This window comes from Vogesella urethralis (genome assembly GCF_007644045.2).
In the GTDB taxonomy this organism is placed as follows: domain Bacteria; phylum Pseudomonadota; class Gammaproteobacteria; order Burkholderiales; family Chromobacteriaceae; genus Vogesella; species Vogesella urethralis.
Window position 1 is genome coordinate 76410 of the sequence record NZ_VMDW02000135.1, and the last position, 20237, is coordinate 96646.

Sequence of the window (20237 nt, forward strand, 5' to 3'; positions counted from 1 at the left end):
GCAAAAAGCTAGCGCAGCTTCAGCACTCCGCCGATAAAGTCGAACGACTCGCGATAGATCTGGCTGATAGCCGGCTCCAGCAATGGCAAGGACAGGTACAGCGCCACAAAGCCGATGAACAGCGTCACCGGGAAGCCGAAAGAAAACACGTTGAACTGCGGGGCCGCCCGCGTCATGACGCCGATAGCCAGGTTGATTACCAGCAGCGTACCCACTACCGGCAGCGACAGCCACAAACCCCAGCCGAATAGCTGCCCGCCCCACACCGCCACCGACTGCAGGGTGGCAGACGGCAGCGGCGTACCGATCGGCATCAGGCGAAAGCTTTCTGCCAGCGTGGCAATCAGGATGTGGTGGCCATCGAAGGTCAGGAATAGCAAGGTGGCAAACACTGACAGCACCCGCGACACCGCCGGCACCTGGGCTGAATGTTGCGGGTCGAAAAACATGGCAAAACCCAGGCCCATTTGCGAGCCCATCAGGAAGCCGGCCATTTCCACCGCAGACATGACCACGCGCATCACCGCCCCGATAATGATGCCGATCAGCAGCTGCTGGATGACAATCAGCGTGCCCTGCGCCGACACCACCGACACCTCGGGCATCGGTGGCAGCAACGGCGCCAGCAGAATAGTCAGGAACATGGCAAAACCGGCCTTGTAACGACGCGGAATGCTCTTGGACGACAGCAGCGGGTCGGCCAGCATCAGGCCGACAATGCGTGCAAACGGCCACAGGAAGTAGGCCAGCAGCGCGTTGATCTGCGCGTCACTAATGGAAAACATGCGCTAGCCGATCACGCTGGGAATGCTCTGGAACAGCCGGGTCATGTAGTCCAGCAGCGTGGTCATCATCCACGGTCCGGCCAGGACCAGCACCAGGAACATGGCCAGCAACTTGGGGATGAAGGTCAGCGTCATTTCGTTGATCTGGGTGGCCGCCTGCAGAATGCTGACCAGCAAGCCTACCAGCAGCGACACCGCCAGCGGCGGTGCCGACACCAGAATCAGCACGTAAAGCGCGTTCTGTACCAGATTGATGACGGTTTCCGGGGTCATGTCAGCTCCTGATCTACTTGGCCGCGAAGCTCTGCACCAGCGAACCCAGCACCAGCGCCCAGCCATCCACCAGTACGAACAACATCATCTTGAACGGTAGCGAGATGATGACCGGCGACACCATCATCATACCCATGGCCATCAGAATGCTGGCCACCACCAGGTCGATGATGAGGAAGGGGATGAACACCATGAAGCCGATCTGGAATGCGGTTTTCAGCTCGCTGACCACAAACGCCGGCACCAGCGTTTTCAGCGAGACGTCGGCCTTGGTGGCAGGGGCGGGCGATTGCGAGATCTCGATGAAGAATTGCAGGTCTTTCTCGCGCGTTTGCGACAGCATGAAGGCTTTCATCGGCTTGGCGGCTTCATCTGCCGCCTGCTGGAAGGTAATGCGGTCTTCCGACAGCGGCACCCAAGCCTTGTTGTACACCTCGTCCAGCGTTGGCGTCATCACGAATACGGTGAGGAACAGCGCCATGCCGATCAGTACCTGGTTGGGCGGCGACTGCATGGTACCCAGCGCCTGGCGTAGCAGCGATAGTACGATGACGATGCGGGTAAACGCCGTCATCATCAACACCATGGCCGGGATGAAAGTGAACCCGGTCATGAACAGCAGCATCTGCAGGCTGAGCGAGTAATTCTGCCCGCCACCTGCCGAAGGCGTGCTGTTCATCATCGGCAGACCAGCGGCCCAGGCCGTCATTGGCAATAGCAGCGATAGCATCATCGCCAGCCAGAACTTGCGTTTCATTCGCCCTCGCCCCCCTGGCGCTTACGGCTTTTTTCGATGGCTGCGGCCAACCACTGCGCAAATGGCGGCGTGGCCGGCGTCACGTTGGCCGCATCCTGCTGCGGCGGTTTATCCAGCGTTTTCAACAAGTTGACGCTGCGCGAGGTCACACCCAGCACCAGCCACTCGCCTTCCAGCTCCACAATCACCAACCGCTCGTGCGGACCCACCATCACGCCGCTCACCACGCGTGCCGGCTGCAAGCGCCCCAGCATGCCACCGCCCATGGTAAAGCGGCGGAACAACCAGGCCACCCCGACAATGGCGGCCAGCACGATGGCCAGCCCGAACAGCATCTGCAACAAGCTCCATAAAGGCGAAGGCCCCTCTACCGGAGGGGCCGCCGCCCAGGCCGGGCCGGCAAGCAAGGCCAGAATGACCAGGCTGCGCATCATTTCTGCAACCGGCGAATGCGCTCGGCCGGGGTAATGATATCGGTCAGGCGGATACCGAAACGGTCGTTCACCACCACCACTTCACCTTGTGCGATCAGGCAGCCGTTCACCAGCACGTCCATCGGCTCACCGGCCAGGCCATCGAGCTCTACGACCGAACCCTGTGCCAGTTGCAGCAGGTTGCGGATGGCAATCTTGGTACGCCCCAGTTCCACCGTCAGCTGCACCGGGATGTCGAGGATCATGTCCAGGTTTTGCGGCCCGCCCTGCGGCGCGGCAGCACCGGAAAAGTCCTGAAACAAACCGCTGGCCGACTTGGCTTCTGCAGCGGAAGAGGCGGCGCTTTCCGCCACTTCCTGCTCGGCCATCGCCGCCGCCCAGTCGTCCATCACGTCGTTGCCGCCGTCTACGGCACCGGCAACGGAATCGGGATCAAAGCCTTGTTCTTCAGCCATCTTCGTTTTCTCCGTTTGGCGAGTCGGCCAGATCGTGCGCCCCCGCCAGAATCGATTCCACTTTCAGCGCGTAATTGCCGGACACGGTGCCGTAGCTGCACTCCAGCACCGGAATGCCGGAGACGTCGGCCACCAGCTTTTCCGGAATATCGACCATGATCACATCGCCCTGCTTCAGGTTCAGGATCTGCCCCAGCGTGATTTTGGCGGTGGCCAGCGTGGCCACCAGTTCCACCTCGGCCGCCTGTACCTGACGCTGCATCAAGTTGACCCAGCGGTTATCCACTTCGGTACGGTCGGCCTGCATGGTGCTGGCCAGGATGTCACGCAAGGGTTCTACCATCGAGTACGGCAGACAAACGTGGAAATCCCCGCCACCGGCACCCAGCTCGATGTGGAAAGTCACCGCCACCACCACCTCGGTGGGGGTGGCGATGTTGGCGAACTGGGTATTCATCTCGGAACGCAGGTAAGAGAACTCGATCGGGTAAACCGGCTCCCACGCCTTCTGGTACTCGGTGAACACCACTTCCAGCATTTTCTGGATGATGCGCTGCTCGGTGGGCGTAAAGTCACGGCCTTCTACGCGCACATGGAAACGGCCATCACTACCAAACAGGTTATCCACCACCAGAAACACCAGATCCGGGTCGAAAATCAGCAGACCGGTGCCGCGCAGCGGTTTGATGTGAACCAGGTTGAGGTTGGTGGGTACCACCAGGTTGCGGATGAATTCGCTGTACTTCTGCACCCGCACCGGGCCGACCGAAATCTCGGCATTGCGGCGGATGAAGTTGAAAAAACCGATGCGCAAGTTACGGGCAAAACGCTCGTTGATGATTTCGAGCGTCGGCATGCGGCCGCGGACAATGCGCTCCTGGCGGCCGATATCGTACGACCGCACCGCGCCACTGTCCGCTCCGCCAGCCTCGTCGTCCTCTTCCCCGGTCACACCGCGCAGTAGCGCGTCGACCTCTTCCTGGGACAGGATTTCGTCAGCCATAAACGCTTATTGCTGCTGGATGATAAAAGAAGTAAACAGAACGCTCTCGACCGGCTCTTCTTCAGCCGCGTCCATCGACTCGTTCATGATGCGCTTGATCTGCGCCCGCAGCTTCACCTTGCCTTCCGCCGACGCCACCTCTTCTTCGGATTTGGACGATAGCAACAGGATGACGGCGCTACGGATCTTCGGCATGTACGCCTTGAAGTTGGTTTTGGCAGCTTCGTCGTACAGCTCGGCCTGCATTTCCAGCTGCAGCATCGGCGCCGTCGGGCCGCCGGACAGGTTCACGACGAAAGGCTCCACTTTCTCGAAAATGGGCGGGCCTTCCTTCTTCTCTTTTTTCTTGGGTTCTTCGGCATGCTCGGCAGCCGCACCATGTGCGCCGCTGGCCGTCGCGTCGGCCGCATGCTTTTGCCCCAGGAACAGATACGCGCCCAAACCGCCAATGGCAGCCAGAACCAGAACCAGAAGCACGATCACGATGATCATCAGCTTTTTGTTGCCACCAGCTGGCGCCGGTGCAGCTGCAGCTTTCGCGTCTTCTTTTTTCTCTTTTTCAGCCATGTGGGTTCAACTCGTCATGAGGAAAGGGTTAAAGCGTATTTTCCTCATTTCCGGGTCAATTGAACAGCGTTTAACGGGATAAAACATCATGCCTGGGTGTTTAAACCGTGGTGACGCGACGCCGGCACGACCGGATCACGCTCGGGCCGCCGCTCGTCACCAGCCTGCATCGTGGCGGGATGCTGCCGGCCACCCTGCTGACGGGCCTGTTCCTGCGCTTGCTGCTGTGCTTGTTGCTGCGCCTGCTGCGGTGTCTGCTGGCCGGCCTGATGCTGCTGTTGCTGCTGCTGCTGCGTCGACACCTGGGTGTTGCCCAGCTGAATGCCACTCTGCTCCAGCATCTTGGCCAGCTGCGGCAGGCTGCTTTCCACAATGCCCTTGGCTTCGGCATTGGCGGCCACCACAGAAATCATCGCTTTGTCCTGCTGATCAAAGCGGATCGAGATATCCAGCGGCCCAAGCTGCTCGGGGCTGACCTGAATGGACGCCGAATCCAGACTCAGCGATACCATGCTGCTGATTTTATGACCGAACTCTTCCCGCCACTGCGGGGTATTGGCCATCGGCTGCTCGATGCGCCAGTTGCCGGCAGCCATGGCAGCAGACTGGCTTGGCGGCAGCAGCGACGGCAACATTTGCCGTTCACTTGCGGCGGCCAGCGCAGAATTTTCCGCCTTGGCCGCTGCCTCAGCCTGCATGGCCTCGCGTCGGAACATCAAACGTACGTCCGACGGCAACACGTCCTGCTTGCCCTTGGCGGCCTGCAATGCCGTCTGGGGCAACACATTCTCGGTCGCGGGCAACGCCGACGCAGGCGCCGACTGCAACGTGGTAGTGGCCAGCCCTGCCGCCGGCAACGCCGCATCCTGGAACGCGGCCTGGCTCGCTGCGGCCCGGGTTTGCGCCACAGGCTGGTTGGCCGCCGCCTTCACTTGGGCCATGACGGCCTGACGATCTCGCGGCGACAAGGCCATCAATTGTTGCAGCGCTTCCTTGTCGGTCAGTTGCTGCGCCTGGCTCAGCACCGCCTGACGATCAGCCGCCGGCAGAGCCATCAGCCGCTGCACTGCCGCCTGACGGGCCGCTTCGCTATCGCCGGCCACTGACTGCGTCGCCGGGTAAGCAGCATCGCCAGCCAGCTCCTGCCCCCGCTGCCGCGCTCTGGCCTGACGGGCGCTGCTGGCGGCTGCTTGCTCCAGTTCGGAAACGGCCGTTTCGGCCGTGCTCGGCCGTCCGACCTTGCGCCCCGGCATCGCGGCCTCGGCAGGCTCGCTACGCAATACCGGTCGCTGGCCATTCTGCAAAGCAGCGGCCTGCATCTGAGCCAGCAACGCCTCGTCAGCGCCGGCTTGCGGGTTGGCCGCAGCGCTGCGACGGGCTTTTTTGCCAACGCCCTCAGGTAACGCCTCGGTGGCAGGCAGCAAACTGGCGGGTTTGCTATCCGCCAGGCCCAAGGCAGTTGTCAGCTCGCTACCATCCGCCGTACCACCGGCACCCAATTGCCCGGCGAACAGCTCAGCGAACAGGCCGGCATCGGCGGCGCCTGCCTGGGTGGCGGCTGTGGCCGGCGACGAGGCAATACCCGGCAGGGTGATGGCCGTTTCGGAAGCAGGTTTGAGAGAGAAGCCCATGGCCGGCACCTCGAAGAAGGAACGGCAGGCTTAAAGCAGAAAACATGCCAGCCAGCGGGGCCGGCTCGCCGGGGTTATTCCGGTTTGCGACGGGCGGCAAACTCGTCCAGCGCCTTTTGCTCCTGGCGACGCTGTTTCAACGCCAGGCGGGCTTTCTCGCGCTCCTGCAGCACCTCGTACGACTTCAGCTGCTTGCGCTGCTGTAGCCAGGCTTGCTTTTCCATCAGGAAACGCTGCATGGCGCGGTCGACTTCACGCTGCTGCTGCTCCAGCGCGTCATCCAGCTTTTGCATGAACAAACGGAAGTCGGCCCACTGCGCCACGCTGGTACCGGCCTGGCCTTGCTGCAGCATGCGCTGCTGGTAGTCCTGGATAAAGCCTTTCACCTGCAGCAGGGTATTTTCTGCCTGTTGCTGCGCGGCCTGGGCTTTGCGCATGCGGTCGGCCGCCGCATCGAGACGGTCGGTAGCCAGGCGGATCAGCAGGTCGAACTTGCTCATGATGACAATCAGCCAGTCAGCACTTCATTCAGCAGCATGGTGGTCATGCCGAAGTCCACGTTCTCGTGCTGCGCCTGCATCAGGAAACCGGTAAGCCGGGTATGCAGGCGGATGGCTTCGTCCAGCATCGGGTCGGAACCGGGTACGTAGGCGCCGACACTGATCAGATCGCGGCTGCGCTGGTAACGCGAGAACAGCTGCTTGAAGCGGCGGGCGCTGTCCATGTGTTCGCGCGGCACCACGTCCACCATTACCCGCGAGATCGACTGCTCGATATCGATGGCAGGATAGTGGCCGGATTCGGCCAACTCGCGCGACAGCACGAAGTGGCCGTCCAGAATGGCCCGCGCCGAATCGGCGATCGGGTCTTGCTGGTCATCGCCTTCCGACAGCACGGTGTAGAAAGCCGTAATGGAGCCACCCCCCGCCTCGCCGTTACCGGCGCGCTCGATCAGCTGTGGCAGTTTGGCAAACACCGACGGCGGGTAACCCTTGCTGACCGGCGGTTCGCCGATGGCCAGCGCAATCTCGCGCTGCGCCATCGCATAACGCGTCACCGAATCCATCAGCAATAGTACGTCCAGGCCCTGGGCGCGGAAGTATTCGGCCAGCGCGGTGGCGTAGGCTGCGCCGTGCAGGCGCATCAGCGGCGGCATGTCCGCCGGGGCGGCCACCACCACCGAACGCGCCAGGCCTTCTTCGCCCAGGATGTGCTCGATGAAGTCCTTCACCTCACGCCCCCGCTCGCCGATCAAACCCACCACCACCACGTCGGCTCGGGTAAAGCGCGCCATCATGCCCAGCAGCACCGATTTGCCGACACCAGAGCCGGCAAACAGGCCCAGACGTTGGCCGCGGCCAACCGTCAACAGACCGTTGATGGCCTTGACGCCCACGTCCAGCACATGGCGCACCGGGGTACGCTGCAGCGGGTTCAATGGCTGACTGTACAGCGGGTAGTACGCCTCGGGAAACACGCCACCCTTGCCGTCCAGCGGCCGGCCCAGCGAATCCAGCACCCGGCCCAGCAGGCTCAGCCCTACCGGCACTTGCCGCCCCAGCGGGCCGTTGACCTCGGCCTTGACCTGCTGCTGACCATAAGCCGGCGGCTGCACCCAGCGTGCCGGCCGTACCGGGGTACCAGGCAGCAAACCCTGGATATTGCTAACCGGCATCAGGAACAGCTTGTCGCCGGCAAAGCCCACCACTTCGGCCTCCACCACGTGCTCGGGCGTTACCTGCACCTCGCAGGCACTGCCTACCGGCAGGCGCAAACCCACCGCCTCCATCACCAGGCCGGTCACACGCGTCAGCTGGCCTTCCGGCAACCATGCCGGCGTCTGCTGCAACGTCTGTCGGCACGACTGCAGGTAGTCGCGCTGCGCTTGCAGCAGGTCAATCATGGTCGGGCACTCCCAGCGCCTGTCGCAATGCGGCCAACCTTGGCGGCAGTGTCAGGTCCAGCCGCACGGTACCGGTATCGATGATGCAGCCACCACGGGCAATGACCTCGTCCGGCAGCCATTGCCAGCTGGTGGCCGGATGGCGCTCTTGGGCAAAAGCCTGGATCACGGCCAGGTCTTCCGGATTGGCGCGTACCCGCGCCTGGGTCAGCCCGTGGCCGATGTCATCCAGCGCCGCCTGCAGCACCGGCAGCACCGCCTTGTCGTCCAGCGCGATACGTGCGGCCACAATCTGTTCGGCAAAACCGACCGCCAATTGCAGCACCTCGGCCGACAGGCCTGCCCCCAGCTGTTGCAGCTGGTCTTGCATGGCTTGCTGCAGCTGCGCCAACGGTGCCCAGTATTGCTCGAAGTTGGCCGCAGCGTCGGCTAGCGCCTGCTGCGCGCCTTCTGCCTGCCCCTGGGCAAAACCCTCCTGCTTGCCGGCCTCAAAGCCGGTCTGCCAGGCATCCTGGTGGATGGCTTCCAGCTCGGCCGCAGTCGGATACGCCGGCGGCGGCAGGACCGGCTCTTCCGGCACCAGCTCGGCGGCCGGCTCCAGCGGCTCGGCCGCTACTGGCGGCTGCAAAGCAGAAAGCCCCTCGACGGGGGCTTCGCTAGGGTTGGCCGCGGCGGGTGCCGGCTCCGGGCTAGGCGCCGGCGCCGCCCCGATTTCACCGAACCGCCACGACTGCCACTGCCCGAGCGCTTCTGCCGGGATGATGTTGTTACTCGACAAGGCCTTCGTCTCCACCCTTGCTTGCAATCACGATCTGGCCTTCGTCGGCCAGCTTGCGCACGATCTTGAGGATTTCCTTCTGCTCGGCTTCCACTTCGGACAGCTTGACCGGGCCTTTGGATTCCAGGTCGTCGCGCAGCATTTCGGCAGCACGCGACGACATATTGCGGAAAATCTTGTCCTTGAGTTCCTGGCTGGTGCCCTTCAGTGCCACCACCAGCGAGTCGGACTGCACTTCGCGCAGGATGGTCTGAATGGAGCGGTCGTCGATCTCGAGGATGTTGTCGAACACGAACATCTTGTCCTGGATGCGCTGCGCCAGCTCCGGGTCGTATTCGCGGATATAGGACAGCGCCGAGGCTTCGACATTGGAACCCAGAAAGTTGAGGATTTCGGCGGTCATGCCCACGCCACCGGCAGCGCTCTTCTTGACGCGGTCGGAACCGGACAGCAGCTGGGTCAGCACGTCGTTCAGTTCGCGCAGCGCCTGCGGCTGTACGCCTTCCAGCGTGGCGGTACGGATCAGCACCTCGTTACGCATGCGCTCGGGGAAGTAGGACAGGATGGCACTGGACAGGTCGGGATCGAGGTGCACCATGATGGTGGCGATAATCTGCGGGTGCTCGTTGCGGATCAGGTCTGCCGCCGACGACGGGTCCATCCACTTCAGGCTCTCGATACCGCTGTGGTCGTTGCCCTGCAGGATCTTGTCCAGCAGGTTGGCCGCCTTGTCCGGGCCCAGCGCTTCCACCAGCACGTTGCGCAGGTATTCGTCGGTAGCGCCAAAGTTGGCACGCGCCGCGCACTCTTCGCGGAACTGGCCGACGACTTTTTCCACTTCCTCGTGGCTGAGGTTGCTCAGGCCGGCCATGGCCAGGCTGAGCTTCTGCACCTCTTTTGGCCCGAGGTACTTGAACACCTCGATCGCCTCGGCCTGCCCCAGGCTGAACAGCAGCACCGAGCTGCGACGAATACCGGCATCACTCATCTGACGTTATCCATTCCTTGATGATCTGGGCTGCCATGCGCGGGTCGGCTTTCACCAGATCGCGAGCGGCCTGCAGATGGGCTTCGTACTGACGACGCGCCTGTTCTTTCGGATCGCCGCTGTCACCCGCCCCACCGGCGCCAGCCTCACCACTGCCCGCAGCGCCTTCTTCACCCTCTTCACCCGCTACCGCCAGCAAGCGGCCGCCAGTGGCGAGTGTGGCACCTTCCTGCTCGCCCTCCGGCACCTCGGGTACGGGCGGCTTGGTGACATCGCGCATGATCGGGCGCACCACACCAAACAGCAGGTACAGTACGGCCAGCGTCAGCAAACCGTATTTGATCAGCTCGCCTGCATGCAGGCTCATGTAATCCAGAATGCGGTCTTTGGCACTGGATACCGGCACCGTGTCGGCAAAGCTGGCATTGACCACATTGACCGAGTCGCCTCGCTCTTTATTGTAGCCGATGGCTTCCTGTACCAGATTCTGGATTTGCGTGGACTCTTTTTCCGTCAGCGGCGTCGGTTTCACCTCGCCGTTGGCATCCGGAATCATCTTGTAATTGACCACCACCGCAGCCGTCAGGCGCTTGATATTGCCCTTGGGCATCTTGGTATGCTGGATGGTCTTGTCCACCTCGTAATTGGTGGTGATCTCACGGTTGATCGTGCCCGAGGCGGTACCCATCGGCAAACCGGACAAAGTTGCCGTACCCGGCGCAGCACCCGGCGGCAAGGTCAGCGGGGCCGATGCCGCCGATGGCGGCTGGTTGGTGAGTGCGCCAGGCACGCCAGACGGCAGGCTGGCATCCCGCCCCAACGATTCGACAATCTGCTGACTGCGGGTGGCAGACGGGTTAGGTGTGGAGTTAGGGCGGTAGGTTTCCGACGTCTGCTCCACCTCAGCAAAATCGACGTTGGCCGTCACCTGGGCTCGGGCGTTCCCCTTGCCGAAAATGGGCTCGAGGATGGCCTCGACACGCTTGGCGTAATCGGCCTCAATCTGACGCACGTAATCCAGCTGGCGCCGGTCGAGACCAGACGCATTGTTGAGGTCTGGCAAGCTGGACAGCAAGTTGCCATCCTGATCGACGATGGAGACATTACGCACCGGCAGGTTGGGTACCGAACTGGAAACCAGGTGCAGGATACCGGCAATCTGTCCGGCATCCAGAATCCGGCCACCGCGCATCGTCAGCATTACCGATGCAGTAGGCAGTTGCTGCTCGCGTACGAACACACTCTGCTTGGGCATGGCCAAGTGCACGCGGGCGGAATCCACCACCCCCACCGATTCGATGGTACGCGCCAGCTCACCTTCAATAGAGCGCTGGTAATTGACCTGCTCGGCAAACTGGCTGATGCCGAATTTCTGCTTGTCCATCAGCTCGAAACCGACACCACCGGCCTTGGGCAAGCCTTGGCTGGCCAGTTTCAGGCGCACGTCGTATACCTTGTCACTGGGCACCGAGATCACGCCACCGTCGCCAATCTGGTAAGGCACGTTCATCTGCTGCAGCGCAGCCGTGATCTGGCCACCGTCACGATCAGCCAGGCCGGTAAACAGTACTTTGAAGGCAGGTTCGCGGTTGAATGCGAAAAGGGCAATGGCAATAGACAACACCGCAGCAACTGCGGTGAAGAAGATGATTTTCTTGTTATTGGGAAGGGCCTTGAAGCGCTCCAGCGCTTCGTTCAGGCGCACCCTCCAGGCAGGCGTAGCGTTGTCTACCAGATCAGCCATACAGTGGTTGTTTCGTTATTGATTCTTCCGCTGCCAGCCGATACTACCCAGCGCAGCGCTACACTTGCGTATTCATGATTTCCTGGTAAGCCGAAACCAGCTTGTTCCTTGCCTGCACCATGGTCTGGAAACTCAGGCTGGCCTTCTGCATGGTTACCATCACATCCTGGATGTTGACCCCCTCTTCACCCAGTTCGAAGCGCTTTTGCAACTCCTGCGACGTCTGCTGCACCTGGTTGACTTGTTCCAGCGTGGATTTCAGTACGTTGGAAAAATCAACCTCCGGGGTCTCTTCCGCTGCAGGTGCCTGCTTGCCGGCGGCCAGCGCAGACATGGCGCGCAGCTCGCCCAGCAACTGATTGATACCTTGCGTTGACATGTTGACCTCGTCCGTAACACGGGGCGATCAAACCGACTCGCCGTCCTCTTCGCGATAGCGCTGCAGCTTGTAGCGCAACGTTCTCTCACTAATGCCCAGCCGCTCGGCGGCCAGTTTCTTTACACCACCGGTCGCCGCCAGTGCTTCCAGGATATGACGCTTTTCCACCGAACGCATGTCGGTCTCTTGCGGGGCAACCTGGGGCACTTCGGGAACAGGGATGATTTTTGCGGACGGCACAACGTTCAGCATCAGATCAGCGGCAGAAACTTCCGCCCCGGCGGCAAGAATTGCCGCCCGTTGCATTACATTGTCCAGTTCGCGGATGTTACCTTCCCAACTATAGGCCGTCAATTCTCGCTCGGCATCGGCACCCAGCACCAGACGGCTTTTTCCCATGGCTTCAGCGTGCTTACGCAGCAATTTTCGTGCCAAAGGCAGGATGTCGTCCCGTCGCTCGGCCAGACCGGGCAGATTGAGCGGGAAAACATTCAGCCGGAAGTACAAATCCTCGCGAAAACGCCCGGCGGCCACTTCGGCCTGTACGTCACGGTTGCTGGTAGCCAGCACGCGAATATTCAGCTTGATGGTTCGCATGCCGCCAACACGCTCCACTTCGCGCTCCTGCAGCACGCGCAACAGCTTGGCCTGCAGCGGCAGCGGCATTTCGGTAATTTCGTCCAGCAGGATGGTGCCGCCCTGTGCTTGCTCGAACTTGCCCGGCATGGCGCTGGTGGCGCCGGTAAAAGCACCCTTCTCGTGACCGAACAGGGTGGACTCCAGCAGGTTATCCGGAATCGCCGCACAGTTCACTGCCACAAACGGGCCATCCTTTCGCCGCGAGTGCTGATGCATGAAGCGCGCCAGCACTTCCTTGCCGGCGCCGCTGGGCCCGGTGATGAGTACGCTGGCGTCGCTGGGCGCGACGCGGCTGGCTACCGAGACGATCTGCTTCATGGCCGCCGACTCGGCCACCATGGCTTCGGCCGTTACCTCGGGCGCTTCCAGCAGAAAGCGCTCCACCTCGTCGATCAGTCGCTGCGGCTCAAACGGTTTCAGCAGGTAATGGCTGGCACCGGCACGCAATAGCTCGACCGCACGTTCCACCACGCCGTAAGCGGTCATCAGCACGAACGGCAGCCCCGGGTAACGGTCCTTGATGTGGGCAAACAGGGTATAGCCGTCCATCGGCTGCATCTGCGCGTCGGATACCACCAACCCCACCGGCTCCTGGCGCAACACCTCCAGCGCGGTTTCGCCGTCACTGGCCTCCACCACATTGAAACCGGACAACATCAGGGTATCCACCAGCGCTTCGCGCAGGTCGGCATCGTCTTCCACCACCAGTACGGGCAATCGTTTCATGCTTGCTTCTTCTGTTTCACACTAGCGCTGCGGCAGCCTGCCGCAGCGGAATATCGTCTTCCGGCTGCCACTAGTCGGCATGAACCCGGCCGGCGCACAACGCAACCAGCCGCGGCGCAATGGCGGCCAACGGCAGTACTTCATGCACGCCACCGCAGGCGATGGCCTCCTTGGGCATGCCGAACACCACACAGGACGCTTCGTCCTGGGCGATATTATGGGCGCCCGCTTCTTTCAGTTCAGCCATGCCGGCGGCACCGTCCCGCCCCATACCGGTAAGGATGACGCCGATGCAGTTTTTGCCGATGACGTTGGCCGCAGAGCGGAACAAGACGTCCACCGATGGCTTGTGGCGGTTCACCGGCACCCCGGCATGCAGGCTGGTGGCGTAACCGATGGTACTGGCAGGCTTCACCAGCAGGTGCGAATGACCGGGGGCAATGTACACATGGCCGGGCTGCAGGCGCTCGCCATCCACCGCCTCTTTCACGGTCAGCTTGCACAGCGCGTCCAGGCGTACGGCAAACGACTTGGTAAACATTTCCGGCATGTGCTGGGTAATGACGATAGGCGGCATGTTTTCCGGCAAGGCCGTCAGCAGCACACGCAGCGCTTCGGTACCGCCGGTAGACGAACCGATAACGATCACGGTTTGCCGCCCCAGCGACAGCTTGCCCGGCTGCCGCGGCAGAATCATGTCAGCACTGTGGCTGGGTGCCACCTCTATCGGCTTGGTCGGGCCAGCTTTCTTGTCGAGTGCCATAGTTTCCCTTGTTTAACGTTCAGTCCAGACCGGCTTGTTGCCGCCATTGGCGACACCAGGCATCACAGGCCTGCTCCACCAGGTCCAGCACGCGCTCGAAGCCGTCGGCGCCACCGTAGTACGGGTCGGGCACTTCGGCCTCTGTTCCCAATATCGACAACAACAACTGCGGTGTCACGCCTTTTTGCGATATCCGTCGCAACGCTGCCAGATTGGCTTTGTCCGCGGCCAGGATCAGATCAAAGCGGTCAAAGTCAGCGGCCTCCACTTGCCGGGCGCGCTGTGCGCTCAGATCGTAGCCGCGGCGTCGTGCCGCCTGTACCGTGCGCGGGTCGGGCGCTTCGCCTACGTGATAGGCATGCGTGCCGGCGGAGTCTACTGCAACCAGGCCGTCCAGACCATGCCTGGACAATCCCGCCCGCATCACGCCCTCGGCGGTGGGCGAGCGGCAGATATTGCCCATGCACACCATCAGTACTTTTTTCTGCATGACATGGTTTCCTTGCGGCCAACCTTACAGGCCGTTCATCCAGGCTTTTTCCTTGAAGGCTTTCAGCTCGTCGCGCAGCTTGGCCGCTTTTTCGAACTCCAGGTTGCGCGCCGCCTCCAGCATCTCTTTTTCCAGCCGCTTGATCTCTTTGGCCAGCGCCTTCTCGTCCAGCATGGCAATGCGGGCGGTTTCGGCCAGTGTTTTCTTGTCGCCGGCATCGGGCTGGTACACGCCGTCGATGATGTCCTTGATCTTCTTGTTGACGCCCTGCGGCACGATGCCGTGCTCGGTGTTGAACGCCACCTGCTTGGCACGGCGGCGCTCGGTTTCGTCGATGGCGCGCTGCATGCTGTTGGTGATGCGGTCGGCGTACAGCAGCGCTTTGCCGTTCAGGTTCCGTGCGGCACGGCCGATGGTCTGGATCAGGCTGCGCTCGCTGCGCAGGAAACCTTCCTTGTCGGCGTCCAGAATGGCCACCAGGCTGACTTCGGGAATATCCAGGCCTTCGCGCAGCAGGTTGATGCCGATCAGCACGTCGAACATGCCCAGCCGCAGGTCGCGGATGATTTCCACCCGCTCCACGGTGTCGATGTCGCTGTGCAGGTAGCGTACCTTGATGCCGTGCTCGGTGTAGTAATCGGCCAGCTGCTCGGCCATGCGCTTGGTGAGCGTGGTCACCAGCACGCGCTCGCCGCGTTCGATACGCAGATGGATTTCCGACAGCAGGTCGTCTACCTGGGTGGCCACCGGACGGATCTCGATCTGCGGGTCCACCAGGCCGGTTGGCCGCACCACCTGCTCTACCACCTGGCCGGCGTGCTGCTGCTCGTAATCGGCAGGCGTGGCCGACACAAAGATGGTTTGCGGCATCAGGCGCTCGAACTCGTGGAATTTCAGCGGGCGGTTGTCCACCGCCGACGGCAGGCGGAAGCCGTAGTCCACCAGGTTCTGTTTGCGCGCCGCGTCGCCTTTGTACATGGCGCCCACCTGCGGCACGGTGACGTGGCTTTCGTCGATGAACATCAGCGCGTTCTTGGGCAGGTAGTCGATCAGCGTCGGCGGCGCGTCGCCGGGGGCGCGGCCGGAAAAGTGGCGCGAGTAGTTTTCAATGCCCTTGCAGAAGCCCATCTCGTACAGCATTTCCAGGTCGAAGCGGGTGCGCTGCTCGATGCGCTGCGCCTCCACCAGCTTGCCTTCTTTCAGGTACCAGGCCACACGGTCGGCCAGCTCGGTCTTGATCTTCTCGCAGGCGCGCAGCACGGTGTCGCGCGGCGTCACGTAGTGGCTGGACGGAAACACGGTGAAGCGGCCAACCCGTTGCTTGGTGACGCCGGTCAGCGGGTCGAACAGGGTGAGCGTTTCCACCTCGTCGTCAAACAGGCTGATGCGCAGTGCGGTGTCGTTGCTTTCCGCCGGAAACACGTCGATCACGTCGCCGCGCACACGGAAGGTACCGCGGGCGAAGTCCATGTCGTTGCGGTCGTACTGCATGGCCACCAGCCGGCTGACGATGTCTTTCTGCGGCGTGGTTTCGCCTTCTTTCAGGTGCAGAATCATCTGGTGGTACTCGGTGGGGTCACCGATACCGTAAATGGCCGACACCGTGGCCACGATCACGCAGTCGGGGCGCTCCAGAATGCTCTTGGTGGCCGACAGCCGCATCTGCTCGATGTGCTCGTTGATGCTGGAGTCTTTCTCGATGAACAGGTCGCGGCTGGGCACGTAGGCCTCGGGCTGGTAGTAGTCGTAGTACGACACGAAGTACTCCACCGCGTTTTCCGGAAAGAACTCGCGCATTTCGCTGTACAGCTGCGCGGCCAGCGTCTTGTTGTGCGCCATGATGATGGCCGGCCGCCCGGTGCGGGCGATGATGTTGGCCATGGTGTAGGTCTTGCCGGAGCCGGTTACCCCCAGCAAGGTCTGGTACGTGAGGCCATCGTCCAGCCCTTCTACCAGCGACGCGATGGCCGCCGGCTGGTCACCCGCGGGCGGAAAGGGCTGATGCAACCGGAACGGGCTGCCTGGATAGGTTACCAGCATGCAAGATCACTCTTTCGTCATAGAAATGGCGGCAATAGGCTGCCATTTTCATGTATTTTGGCTAAAACTAAAACCGGACAACTGCCTGGATTCAATTTAAAATAATAATGCTCGATAAACTCGAATAACGGGTGCACCCGGCAGGCCGTTGCCAAGGCACGGCGCTGTGCGCGCATCACCTGAGTGTGATCTCCCCTGCCGCGTCGCACCGAAGCATCCACATTGCATCGGAGTCCTTTTACATGATGCTCAGAACCCTCGCCCTGGCAGCCTGCCTGCTGGCAGGCAGCATGGTGGCGCAAGCCGCCCAGCCTGTAAACCTGCAAACCCAGGCTTATGCCGCCAGCCCGCGCCTTAGCTCGCAAGCCGTACTGGTACTGGATAGCCAGACCGGCAAGCCAGTGTACGAAAAAAACGCCAGCCAGCAGCAACCGATTGCGTCCATCACCAAGCTGATGACCGCAATGGTGGTGCTGGACGCCGGCCTGTCGCTGGATGAGCCGATCACCATCACCGACGACGAAGTCGACCGCCTGAAGAACACCAGCTCGCGACTGAGTGTCGGCTCCACGCTCACGCGCCGCGAGATGCTGCTGCTGGCGCTGATGTCGTCGGAGAACCGCGCTGCCGCGTCGCTGGCACGCACCTACCCGGGCGGCAAAGCGGCGTTCATTGCCAGAATGAACCAGAAAGCACGCAGCATCGGCATGCGCAATGCCGTGTTCCACGACGCCACCGGCCTGGACATGCGTAACAGCGCCACCGCCCTGGACCTGGGCCGCATGGTAAAAGCCGCTTACCAGTACCCGCTGATCCGCCAGTTTTCTACTACCCACGAGTACATGGCCCACCCCACGGCCACCCGCGTGCTGCATTACAAAAACAGCAACCCGCTGGTACGGGAAGGGGAATGGGATATCGGCCTGTCCAAGACCGGCTATATCGAGGAAGCCGGCCGCTGCCTGGTGATGCAAACCACCATGGGCAGCCAGCACCTGATCGTGGTATTGCTGGCGGCCAAGGGCTCGGCAGCGCGCGTGAACGACGCCAAGTCGATCAAGACCTGGCTGGAGGCGCATCCCAACACCTGGCTGTCGGGCTAGCCCCGGCATCGCTACACAGCACAAGGCCCCGCGCAGTTGCGCGGGGCCTTGTGCTTTTGCCTGAGACCAACCTTTCACACGACGAAGGTTGGCCGCCACGGCCTGTCAGGCTGGCTGACGCCGGAACGCGATCAGGTGATCAAGCTCCAGTCGGATACCGATGGCCTCGCCAATGGCGTGGTTGTGGTGGCTGGGCACCTGCGCCAGCACCTGCTGGCCGCTATCCAGCTGCAGCGTGTACAGGAACTCCGAGCCACGGAACACCTTGCCCAGCACCCGCGCGGTAACCGGGCTGGCGTCGTCGTGCACCACGTCGTCCGGCCGCAGCAGCACGTCGACCTCGTCCCCTTCGGCAAACTGGCGCGGCACCGCGCTGCAGTACTCGCCCAGCGCCAGCGTGACGCAACGCGGGCCGGTGACCTTGCCCGGCACAAACGCGCCCTGGCCGATGAAGTCGGCCACGTAACGGCTGGCCGGCTCGTGGTACAGCTCGTACGGTGGCGCCCACTGCTGCAGACGGCCTTCGTGCATCACCCCCACCTTATCGGCCATGGCAAACGCCTCGTTCTGGTCGTGCGTCACCAGAATGGCGGTGGTGCCTTGCGATTTGAGGATATCGCGCACCTCGCGCGACAGCCGCTCACGCAGATCCACGTCCAGGTTGGAGAACGGCTCGTCCAGCAGCAGCAGCTTGGGCTGCGGCGCCAAGGCTCGCGCCAGCGCCACGCGCTGCTGCTGGCCACCGGACAGCTCGTGCGGGAAAGCGCGCGCGTACGCGGCCAACCCTACTACCTCCAGCATGGCCAGCACGCGCTGCTCGCGCTCGGCACGCGGCAGCTTGCCCAGGCCAAAACCGACGTTCTCGCCGACGGTCAGGTGCGGGAACAGCGCGTAGTCCTGGAACACCATGCCGATCTGGCGCTGGTGCGCCGGCACCTGCTGCTGCGGGCTGGCGATGACGCGCCCGGCCAGGCGGATATCGCCGCCAGACAAGGGTTCGAAACCGGCAATACAGCGCAGCACCGTGGTCTTGCCGCAGCCGGAGCTACCCAGCAGGCAGGCGATTTCGCCCTGCTGCAAGGCAAAAGACATGTCGCTGACCACGGTCTTGCTGCCGTAGCGTTGCGACACCGAGACAAGTTCAAGCAAGGCACTCATCAGGCAACATCCCGTTGACGAGACAGCAGAATGGTGGGAATCAGCCCCACCAGCACGATGGCAATGGCCGGCAGCGCTGCCTGGTCCCACATGCCTTCGGCTGTCATGTTGTAAACGCGTACCGACAGCGTGTCCCAACCAAAAGGCCGGGTCATCAAGGTGATGGGCATCTCCTTCATCACATCGACAAACACCATCAGCACGCCGGTAAACAGGCCGCCGGACAACAGCGGCAGGTAAACACGGCGCAACAGCGCCCAGCCGGAGCAGCCCAGGTTGCGCGCCGCTTCGTCGTGGCTGCGGGTAATGCGGTTCATCGCGGTGTCCACTGCCGAGTACGCCACCGCCAGGAAGCGGGCGACAAACGCCAGCAACATGGCCAGCAAGGTACCCTTGAACACGGCGGTCACCTCGCCGCCCCAGCCCATCAGGGCAATGATCTGGTTATCCAGCCACGCCACCGGCACAAACACGCCCACCGCCAGCACCGTGCCGGGAATGGCGTAGCCCATGGTGGCCACCCGCGCCAGATTGCGCATGGCCTGGCTACCCTGGCGTCGCACCAGGTAGGCCAGCACCAGCGCAATGGCGGTAACCAGCACCGCCGCGATCAGCGACAGGCTGACCGAGCGCCAGGCGTACCCCAGAAAATCGCTGCTGAACTGGTTGGCAAAATCCAGCGACGCCCAGTAGATGAGCTGCAGCATCGGAATGACAAACGCCAGCATCAGCACGCTACCGGCCGCCAGCGTGGCCACCCAGCCACGCCAGCCGGGCAGCGGCAGACGCGGTTGCGGCGCGGCACGCCCGGCCTGCGCGTAGGCGCGGCGGCCACGGCTGCGCTGTTCCAGCACCAGTACCACGAACACCAGCATCACCAGCAACGACGCGATCTGCTTGGCGGTATCCAGCGAAAACAGCGCGAACCAGGCTTTGTAGATAGCGCTGGTAAAGGTGTCGAAATTGAACACCGCCACCGTGCCGAAATCGGCCAGGCTTTCCATGATCACCAGGATCAGCCCGCCGGCAATCCACGGCCGCGCCATCGGCAGCGCAATGCGCCAGAAGCCCTGGCTGCGCGACAGACCCAGGCTCTGCCCTACCTCCAGCGCACGCCGGCCCATGGTGGCAAACGCATTGCGGGTAAGCAGGTAAACATAGGGATAGAACGCCAGTGACATCACCAGCACCAAGCCCCAGCTGCTGCGAATCTCGGGAAACCAGCGCATATTGTCGAAATGCGGCCGCAACCAGGTTTGTACCGGGCCGGTGAATTCCAGCAGCCCCACCTGGGCAAAAGCCAACACATAGGCCGGCATCGCCAGCGGCAGCATCAGCGCCCAGTTGAACAGGCGGCGGCCAGGAAAGTCGTACACCGCCACCAGCCAGGCCAGGCTGACGCCCAGCAACAGCACACCGACGCTGACACCCAGCAGCATGACGGCCGTGTTCCGGAACAGGTCGGGCAGCGTGAATTCGATCAGGTGCGACCAGATGGCCGGGTCTGGTGTCAGCGCAGACAGCGTCACCACACCTAGCGGCACCACGGTGCATAAAGCGATGAGGCCGGCCAACAGCCAGGGAAAAACAGAAGCGCGCAGACGGCTCATGTCGGAAGCGA

Annotated in this window: 21 protein-coding genes; 1 reads left to right on the top strand and 20 read right to left on the bottom strand. The window is 62.4% G+C overall.

Annotated features, from left to right (window positions below):
* Window positions 1–8: 8 nt before the first annotated feature.
* The 18 genes from fliR to uvrB all read right to left on the bottom strand — a co-directional run bounded on the left by fliR (window position 9) and on the right by uvrB (window position 16355).
* Entirely contained in the window at window positions 9–785 is a 777-nt protein-coding gene (fliR, locus tag FLQ03_RS17065; protein WP_144372053.1) for a flagellar biosynthetic protein FliR, read from the bottom strand.
* A 3-nt stretch (window positions 786–788) separates the two neighbouring features.
* Window positions 789–1058 carry a flagellar biosynthesis protein FliQ gene (fliQ, locus tag FLQ03_RS17070; RefSeq protein ID WP_144372054.1) on the bottom strand — a complete coding sequence of 90 codons (270 nt, stop codon included), beginning with the start codon at window positions 1056–1058 and terminating at the stop codon, window positions 789–791.
* A gap of 13 nt (window positions 1059–1071) precedes the next feature.
* On the bottom strand, window positions 1072–1815 hold the full coding sequence (gene fliP, locus FLQ03_RS17075) for a flagellar type III secretion system pore protein FliP (protein ID WP_144372055.1): 744 nt from the start codon (window positions 1813–1815) through the stop codon (window positions 1072–1074).
* Window positions 1812–2249: a flagellar biosynthetic protein FliO gene (fliO, locus tag FLQ03_RS17080; RefSeq protein WP_240802306.1), complete on the bottom strand. Its 438-nt coding sequence runs from the start codon at window positions 2247–2249 to the stop codon at window positions 1812–1814. Before fliO ends, fliP begins: the two co-directional genes overlap by 4 nt.
* Window positions 2246–2704, bottom strand: a complete 459-nt coding sequence (gene fliN / locus FLQ03_RS17085; RefSeq protein WP_144372056.1) for a flagellar motor switch protein FliN — start codon at window positions 2702–2704, stop codon at window positions 2246–2248. The genes fliO and fliN overlap by 4 nt, the downstream gene beginning before the upstream one ends.
* On the bottom strand, window positions 2697–3707 hold the full coding sequence (gene fliM / locus FLQ03_RS17090) for a flagellar motor switch protein FliM (RefSeq protein ID WP_144372057.1): 1011 nt from the start codon (window positions 3705–3707) through the stop codon (window positions 2697–2699). Before fliM ends, fliN begins: the two co-directional genes overlap by 8 nt.
* Window positions 3708–3713: 6 nt before the next feature.
* Window positions 3714–4274, bottom strand: a complete 561-nt coding sequence (locus tag FLQ03_RS17095) for a flagellar basal body-associated FliL family protein (RefSeq protein WP_144372058.1) — start codon at window positions 4272–4274, stop codon at window positions 3714–3716.
* 86 nt (window positions 4275–4360) lie between these two features.
* Window positions 4361–5905 carry a flagellar hook-length control protein FliK gene (locus tag FLQ03_RS17100; RefSeq protein ID WP_144372059.1) on the bottom strand — a complete coding sequence of 515 codons (1545 nt, stop codon included), beginning with the start codon at window positions 5903–5905 and terminating at the stop codon, window positions 4361–4363.
* A 74-nt stretch (window positions 5906–5979) separates the two neighbouring features.
* Entirely contained in the window at window positions 5980–6405 is a 426-nt protein-coding gene (gene fliJ / locus FLQ03_RS17105; RefSeq protein WP_144372060.1) for a flagellar export protein FliJ, read from the bottom strand.
* Window positions 6406–6413: 8 nt separating this feature from the next.
* On the bottom strand, window positions 6414–7808 hold the full coding sequence (fliI, locus tag FLQ03_RS17110) for a flagellar protein export ATPase FliI (RefSeq protein ID WP_144372061.1): 1395 nt from the start codon (window positions 7806–7808) through the stop codon (window positions 6414–6416).
* Window positions 7801–8586 carry a FliH/SctL family protein gene (locus FLQ03_RS17115; RefSeq protein WP_144372062.1) on the bottom strand — a complete coding sequence of 262 codons (786 nt, stop codon included), beginning with the start codon at window positions 8584–8586 and terminating at the stop codon, window positions 7801–7803. The genes fliI and FLQ03_RS17115 overlap by 8 nt, the downstream gene beginning before the upstream one ends.
* Window positions 8576–9574: a flagellar motor switch protein FliG gene (gene fliG, locus FLQ03_RS17120; protein ID WP_144372063.1), complete on the bottom strand. Its 999-nt coding sequence runs from the start codon at window positions 9572–9574 to the stop codon at window positions 8576–8578. The genes FLQ03_RS17115 and fliG overlap by 11 nt, the downstream gene beginning before the upstream one ends.
* Entirely contained in the window at window positions 9567–11318 is a 1752-nt protein-coding gene (gene fliF / locus FLQ03_RS17125) for a flagellar basal-body MS-ring/collar protein FliF (RefSeq protein ID WP_144372064.1), read from the bottom strand. The genes fliG and fliF overlap by 8 nt, the downstream gene beginning before the upstream one ends.
* 58 nt (window positions 11319–11376) lie before the next feature.
* On the bottom strand, window positions 11377–11697 hold the full coding sequence (fliE, locus tag FLQ03_RS17130) for a flagellar hook-basal body complex protein FliE (RefSeq protein WP_144372065.1): 321 nt from the start codon (window positions 11695–11697) through the stop codon (window positions 11377–11379).
* Window positions 11698–11724: 27 nt separating this feature from the next.
* On the bottom strand, window positions 11725–13062 hold the full coding sequence (locus FLQ03_RS17135; RefSeq protein ID WP_144372066.1) for a sigma-54-dependent transcriptional regulator: 1338 nt from the start codon (window positions 13060–13062) through the stop codon (window positions 11725–11727).
* Window positions 13063–13132: 70 nt separating this feature from the next.
* Window positions 13133–13825 carry a chemotaxis protein CheB gene (locus FLQ03_RS17140; RefSeq protein WP_144372067.1) on the bottom strand — a complete coding sequence of 231 codons (693 nt, stop codon included), beginning with the start codon at window positions 13823–13825 and terminating at the stop codon, window positions 13133–13135.
* Between the two features lie 19 nt (window positions 13826–13844).
* Complete coding sequence (locus FLQ03_RS17145) at window positions 13845–14315, bottom strand: low molecular weight protein-tyrosine-phosphatase (protein ID WP_240802307.1); 471 nt, start codon at window positions 14313–14315, stop codon at window positions 13845–13847.
* Between the two features lie 24 nt (window positions 14316–14339).
* Window positions 14340–16355 (bottom strand): excinuclease ABC subunit UvrB, encoded by a 2016-nt coding sequence (gene uvrB, locus FLQ03_RS17150; RefSeq protein ID WP_144372068.1) that lies wholly within the window; start codon window positions 16353–16355, stop codon window positions 14340–14342.
* Window positions 16356–16597: 242 nt separating this feature from the next.
* Here uvrB and pbpG point away from each other — a divergent pair, with 242 nt between their 5' ends.
* Window positions 16598–17458 carry a D-alanyl-D-alanine endopeptidase gene (gene pbpG, locus FLQ03_RS17155; RefSeq protein ID WP_144372069.1) on the top strand — a complete coding sequence of 287 codons (861 nt, stop codon included), beginning with the start codon at window positions 16598–16600 and terminating at the stop codon, window positions 17456–17458.
* A 105-nt stretch (window positions 17459–17563) separates the two neighbouring features.
* Here pbpG and FLQ03_RS17160 read toward each other — a convergent pair whose 3' ends face one another.
* Window positions 17564–18616, bottom strand: coding sequence for an ABC transporter ATP-binding protein (locus tag FLQ03_RS17160; protein ID WP_144372070.1), 1053 nt, complete (start codon window positions 18614–18616; stop codon window positions 17564–17566).
* Window positions 18616–20226 carry an ABC transporter permease gene (locus FLQ03_RS17165; protein WP_144372071.1) on the bottom strand — a complete coding sequence of 537 codons (1611 nt, stop codon included), beginning with the start codon at window positions 20224–20226 and terminating at the stop codon, window positions 18616–18618. Before FLQ03_RS17165 ends, FLQ03_RS17160 begins: the two co-directional genes overlap by 1 nt.
* Between the last annotated feature and the right edge of the window lie 11 nt (window positions 20227–20237).

What these genes read in the sequence shown, in the direction of transcription:
- fliI (WP_144372061.1), bottom strand. Translation starts at nt 7,808, where the DNA reads ATGATTGACCTGCTGCAAGCGCAGCGCGACTACCTGCAGTCGTGCCGA.
- uvrB (WP_144372068.1), bottom strand. Translation starts at nt 16,355, where the DNA reads ATGCTGGTAACCTATCCAGGCAGCCCGTTCCGGTTGCATCAGCCCTTT.
- fliF (WP_144372064.1), bottom strand. Translation starts at nt 11,318, where the DNA reads ATGGCTGATCTGGTAGACAACGCTACGCCTGCCTGGAGGGTGCGCCTG.
- FLQ03_RS17135 (WP_144372066.1), bottom strand. Translation starts at nt 13,062, where the DNA reads ATGAAACGATTGCCCGTACTGGTGGTGGAAGACGATGCCGACCTGCGC.
- fliP (WP_144372055.1), bottom strand. Translation starts at nt 1,815, where the DNA reads ATGAAACGCAAGTTCTGGCTGGCGATGATGCTATCGCTGCTATTGCCA.
- FLQ03_RS17160 (WP_144372070.1), bottom strand. Translation starts at nt 18,616, where the DNA reads ATGAGTGCCTTGCTTGAACTTGTCTCGGTGTCGCAACGCTACGGCAGC.
- fliN (WP_144372056.1), bottom strand. Translation starts at nt 2,704, where the DNA reads ATGGCTGAAGAACAAGGCTTTGATCCCGATTCCGTTGCCGGTGCCGTA.
- fliG (WP_144372063.1), bottom strand. Translation starts at nt 9,574, where the DNA reads ATGAGTGATGCCGGTATTCGTCGCAGCTCGGTGCTGCTGTTCAGCCTG.
- fliJ (WP_144372060.1), bottom strand. Translation starts at nt 6,405, where the DNA reads ATGAGCAAGTTCGACCTGCTGATCCGCCTGGCTACCGACCGTCTCGAT.
- fliM (WP_144372057.1), bottom strand. Translation starts at nt 3,707, where the DNA reads ATGGCTGACGAAATCCTGTCCCAGGAAGAGGTCGACGCGCTACTGCGC.
- FLQ03_RS17095 (WP_144372058.1), bottom strand. Translation starts at nt 4,274, where the DNA reads ATGGCTGAAAAAGAGAAAAAAGAAGACGCGAAAGCTGCAGCTGCACCG.
- FLQ03_RS17140 (WP_144372067.1), bottom strand. Translation starts at nt 13,825, where the DNA reads ATGGCACTCGACAAGAAAGCTGGCCCGACCAAGCCGATAGAGGTGGCA.
- fliE (WP_144372065.1), bottom strand. Translation starts at nt 11,697, where the DNA reads ATGTCAACGCAAGGTATCAATCAGTTGCTGGGCGAGCTGCGCGCCATG.
- fliR (WP_144372053.1), bottom strand. Translation starts at nt 785, where the DNA reads ATGTTTTCCATTAGTGACGCGCAGATCAACGCGCTGCTGGCCTACTTC.
- fliO (WP_240802306.1), bottom strand. Translation starts at nt 2,249, where the DNA reads ATGATGCGCAGCCTGGTCATTCTGGCCTTGCTTGCCGGCCCGGCCTGG.
- FLQ03_RS17145 (WP_240802307.1), bottom strand. Translation starts at nt 14,315, where the DNA reads ATGCAGAAAAAAGTACTGATGGTGTGCATGGGCAATATCTGCCGCTCG.
- FLQ03_RS17165 (WP_144372071.1), bottom strand. Translation starts at nt 20,226, where the DNA reads ATGAGCCGTCTGCGCGCTTCTGTTTTTCCCTGGCTGTTGGCCGGCCTC.
- pbpG (WP_144372069.1), top strand. Translation starts at nt 16,598, where the DNA reads ATGATGCTCAGAACCCTCGCCCTGGCAGCCTGCCTGCTGGCAGGCAGC.
- fliQ (WP_144372054.1), bottom strand. Translation starts at nt 1,058, where the DNA reads ATGACCCCGGAAACCGTCATCAATCTGGTACAGAACGCGCTTTACGTG.
- FLQ03_RS17100 (WP_144372059.1), bottom strand. Translation starts at nt 5,905, where the DNA reads ATGGGCTTCTCTCTCAAACCTGCTTCCGAAACGGCCATCACCCTGCCG.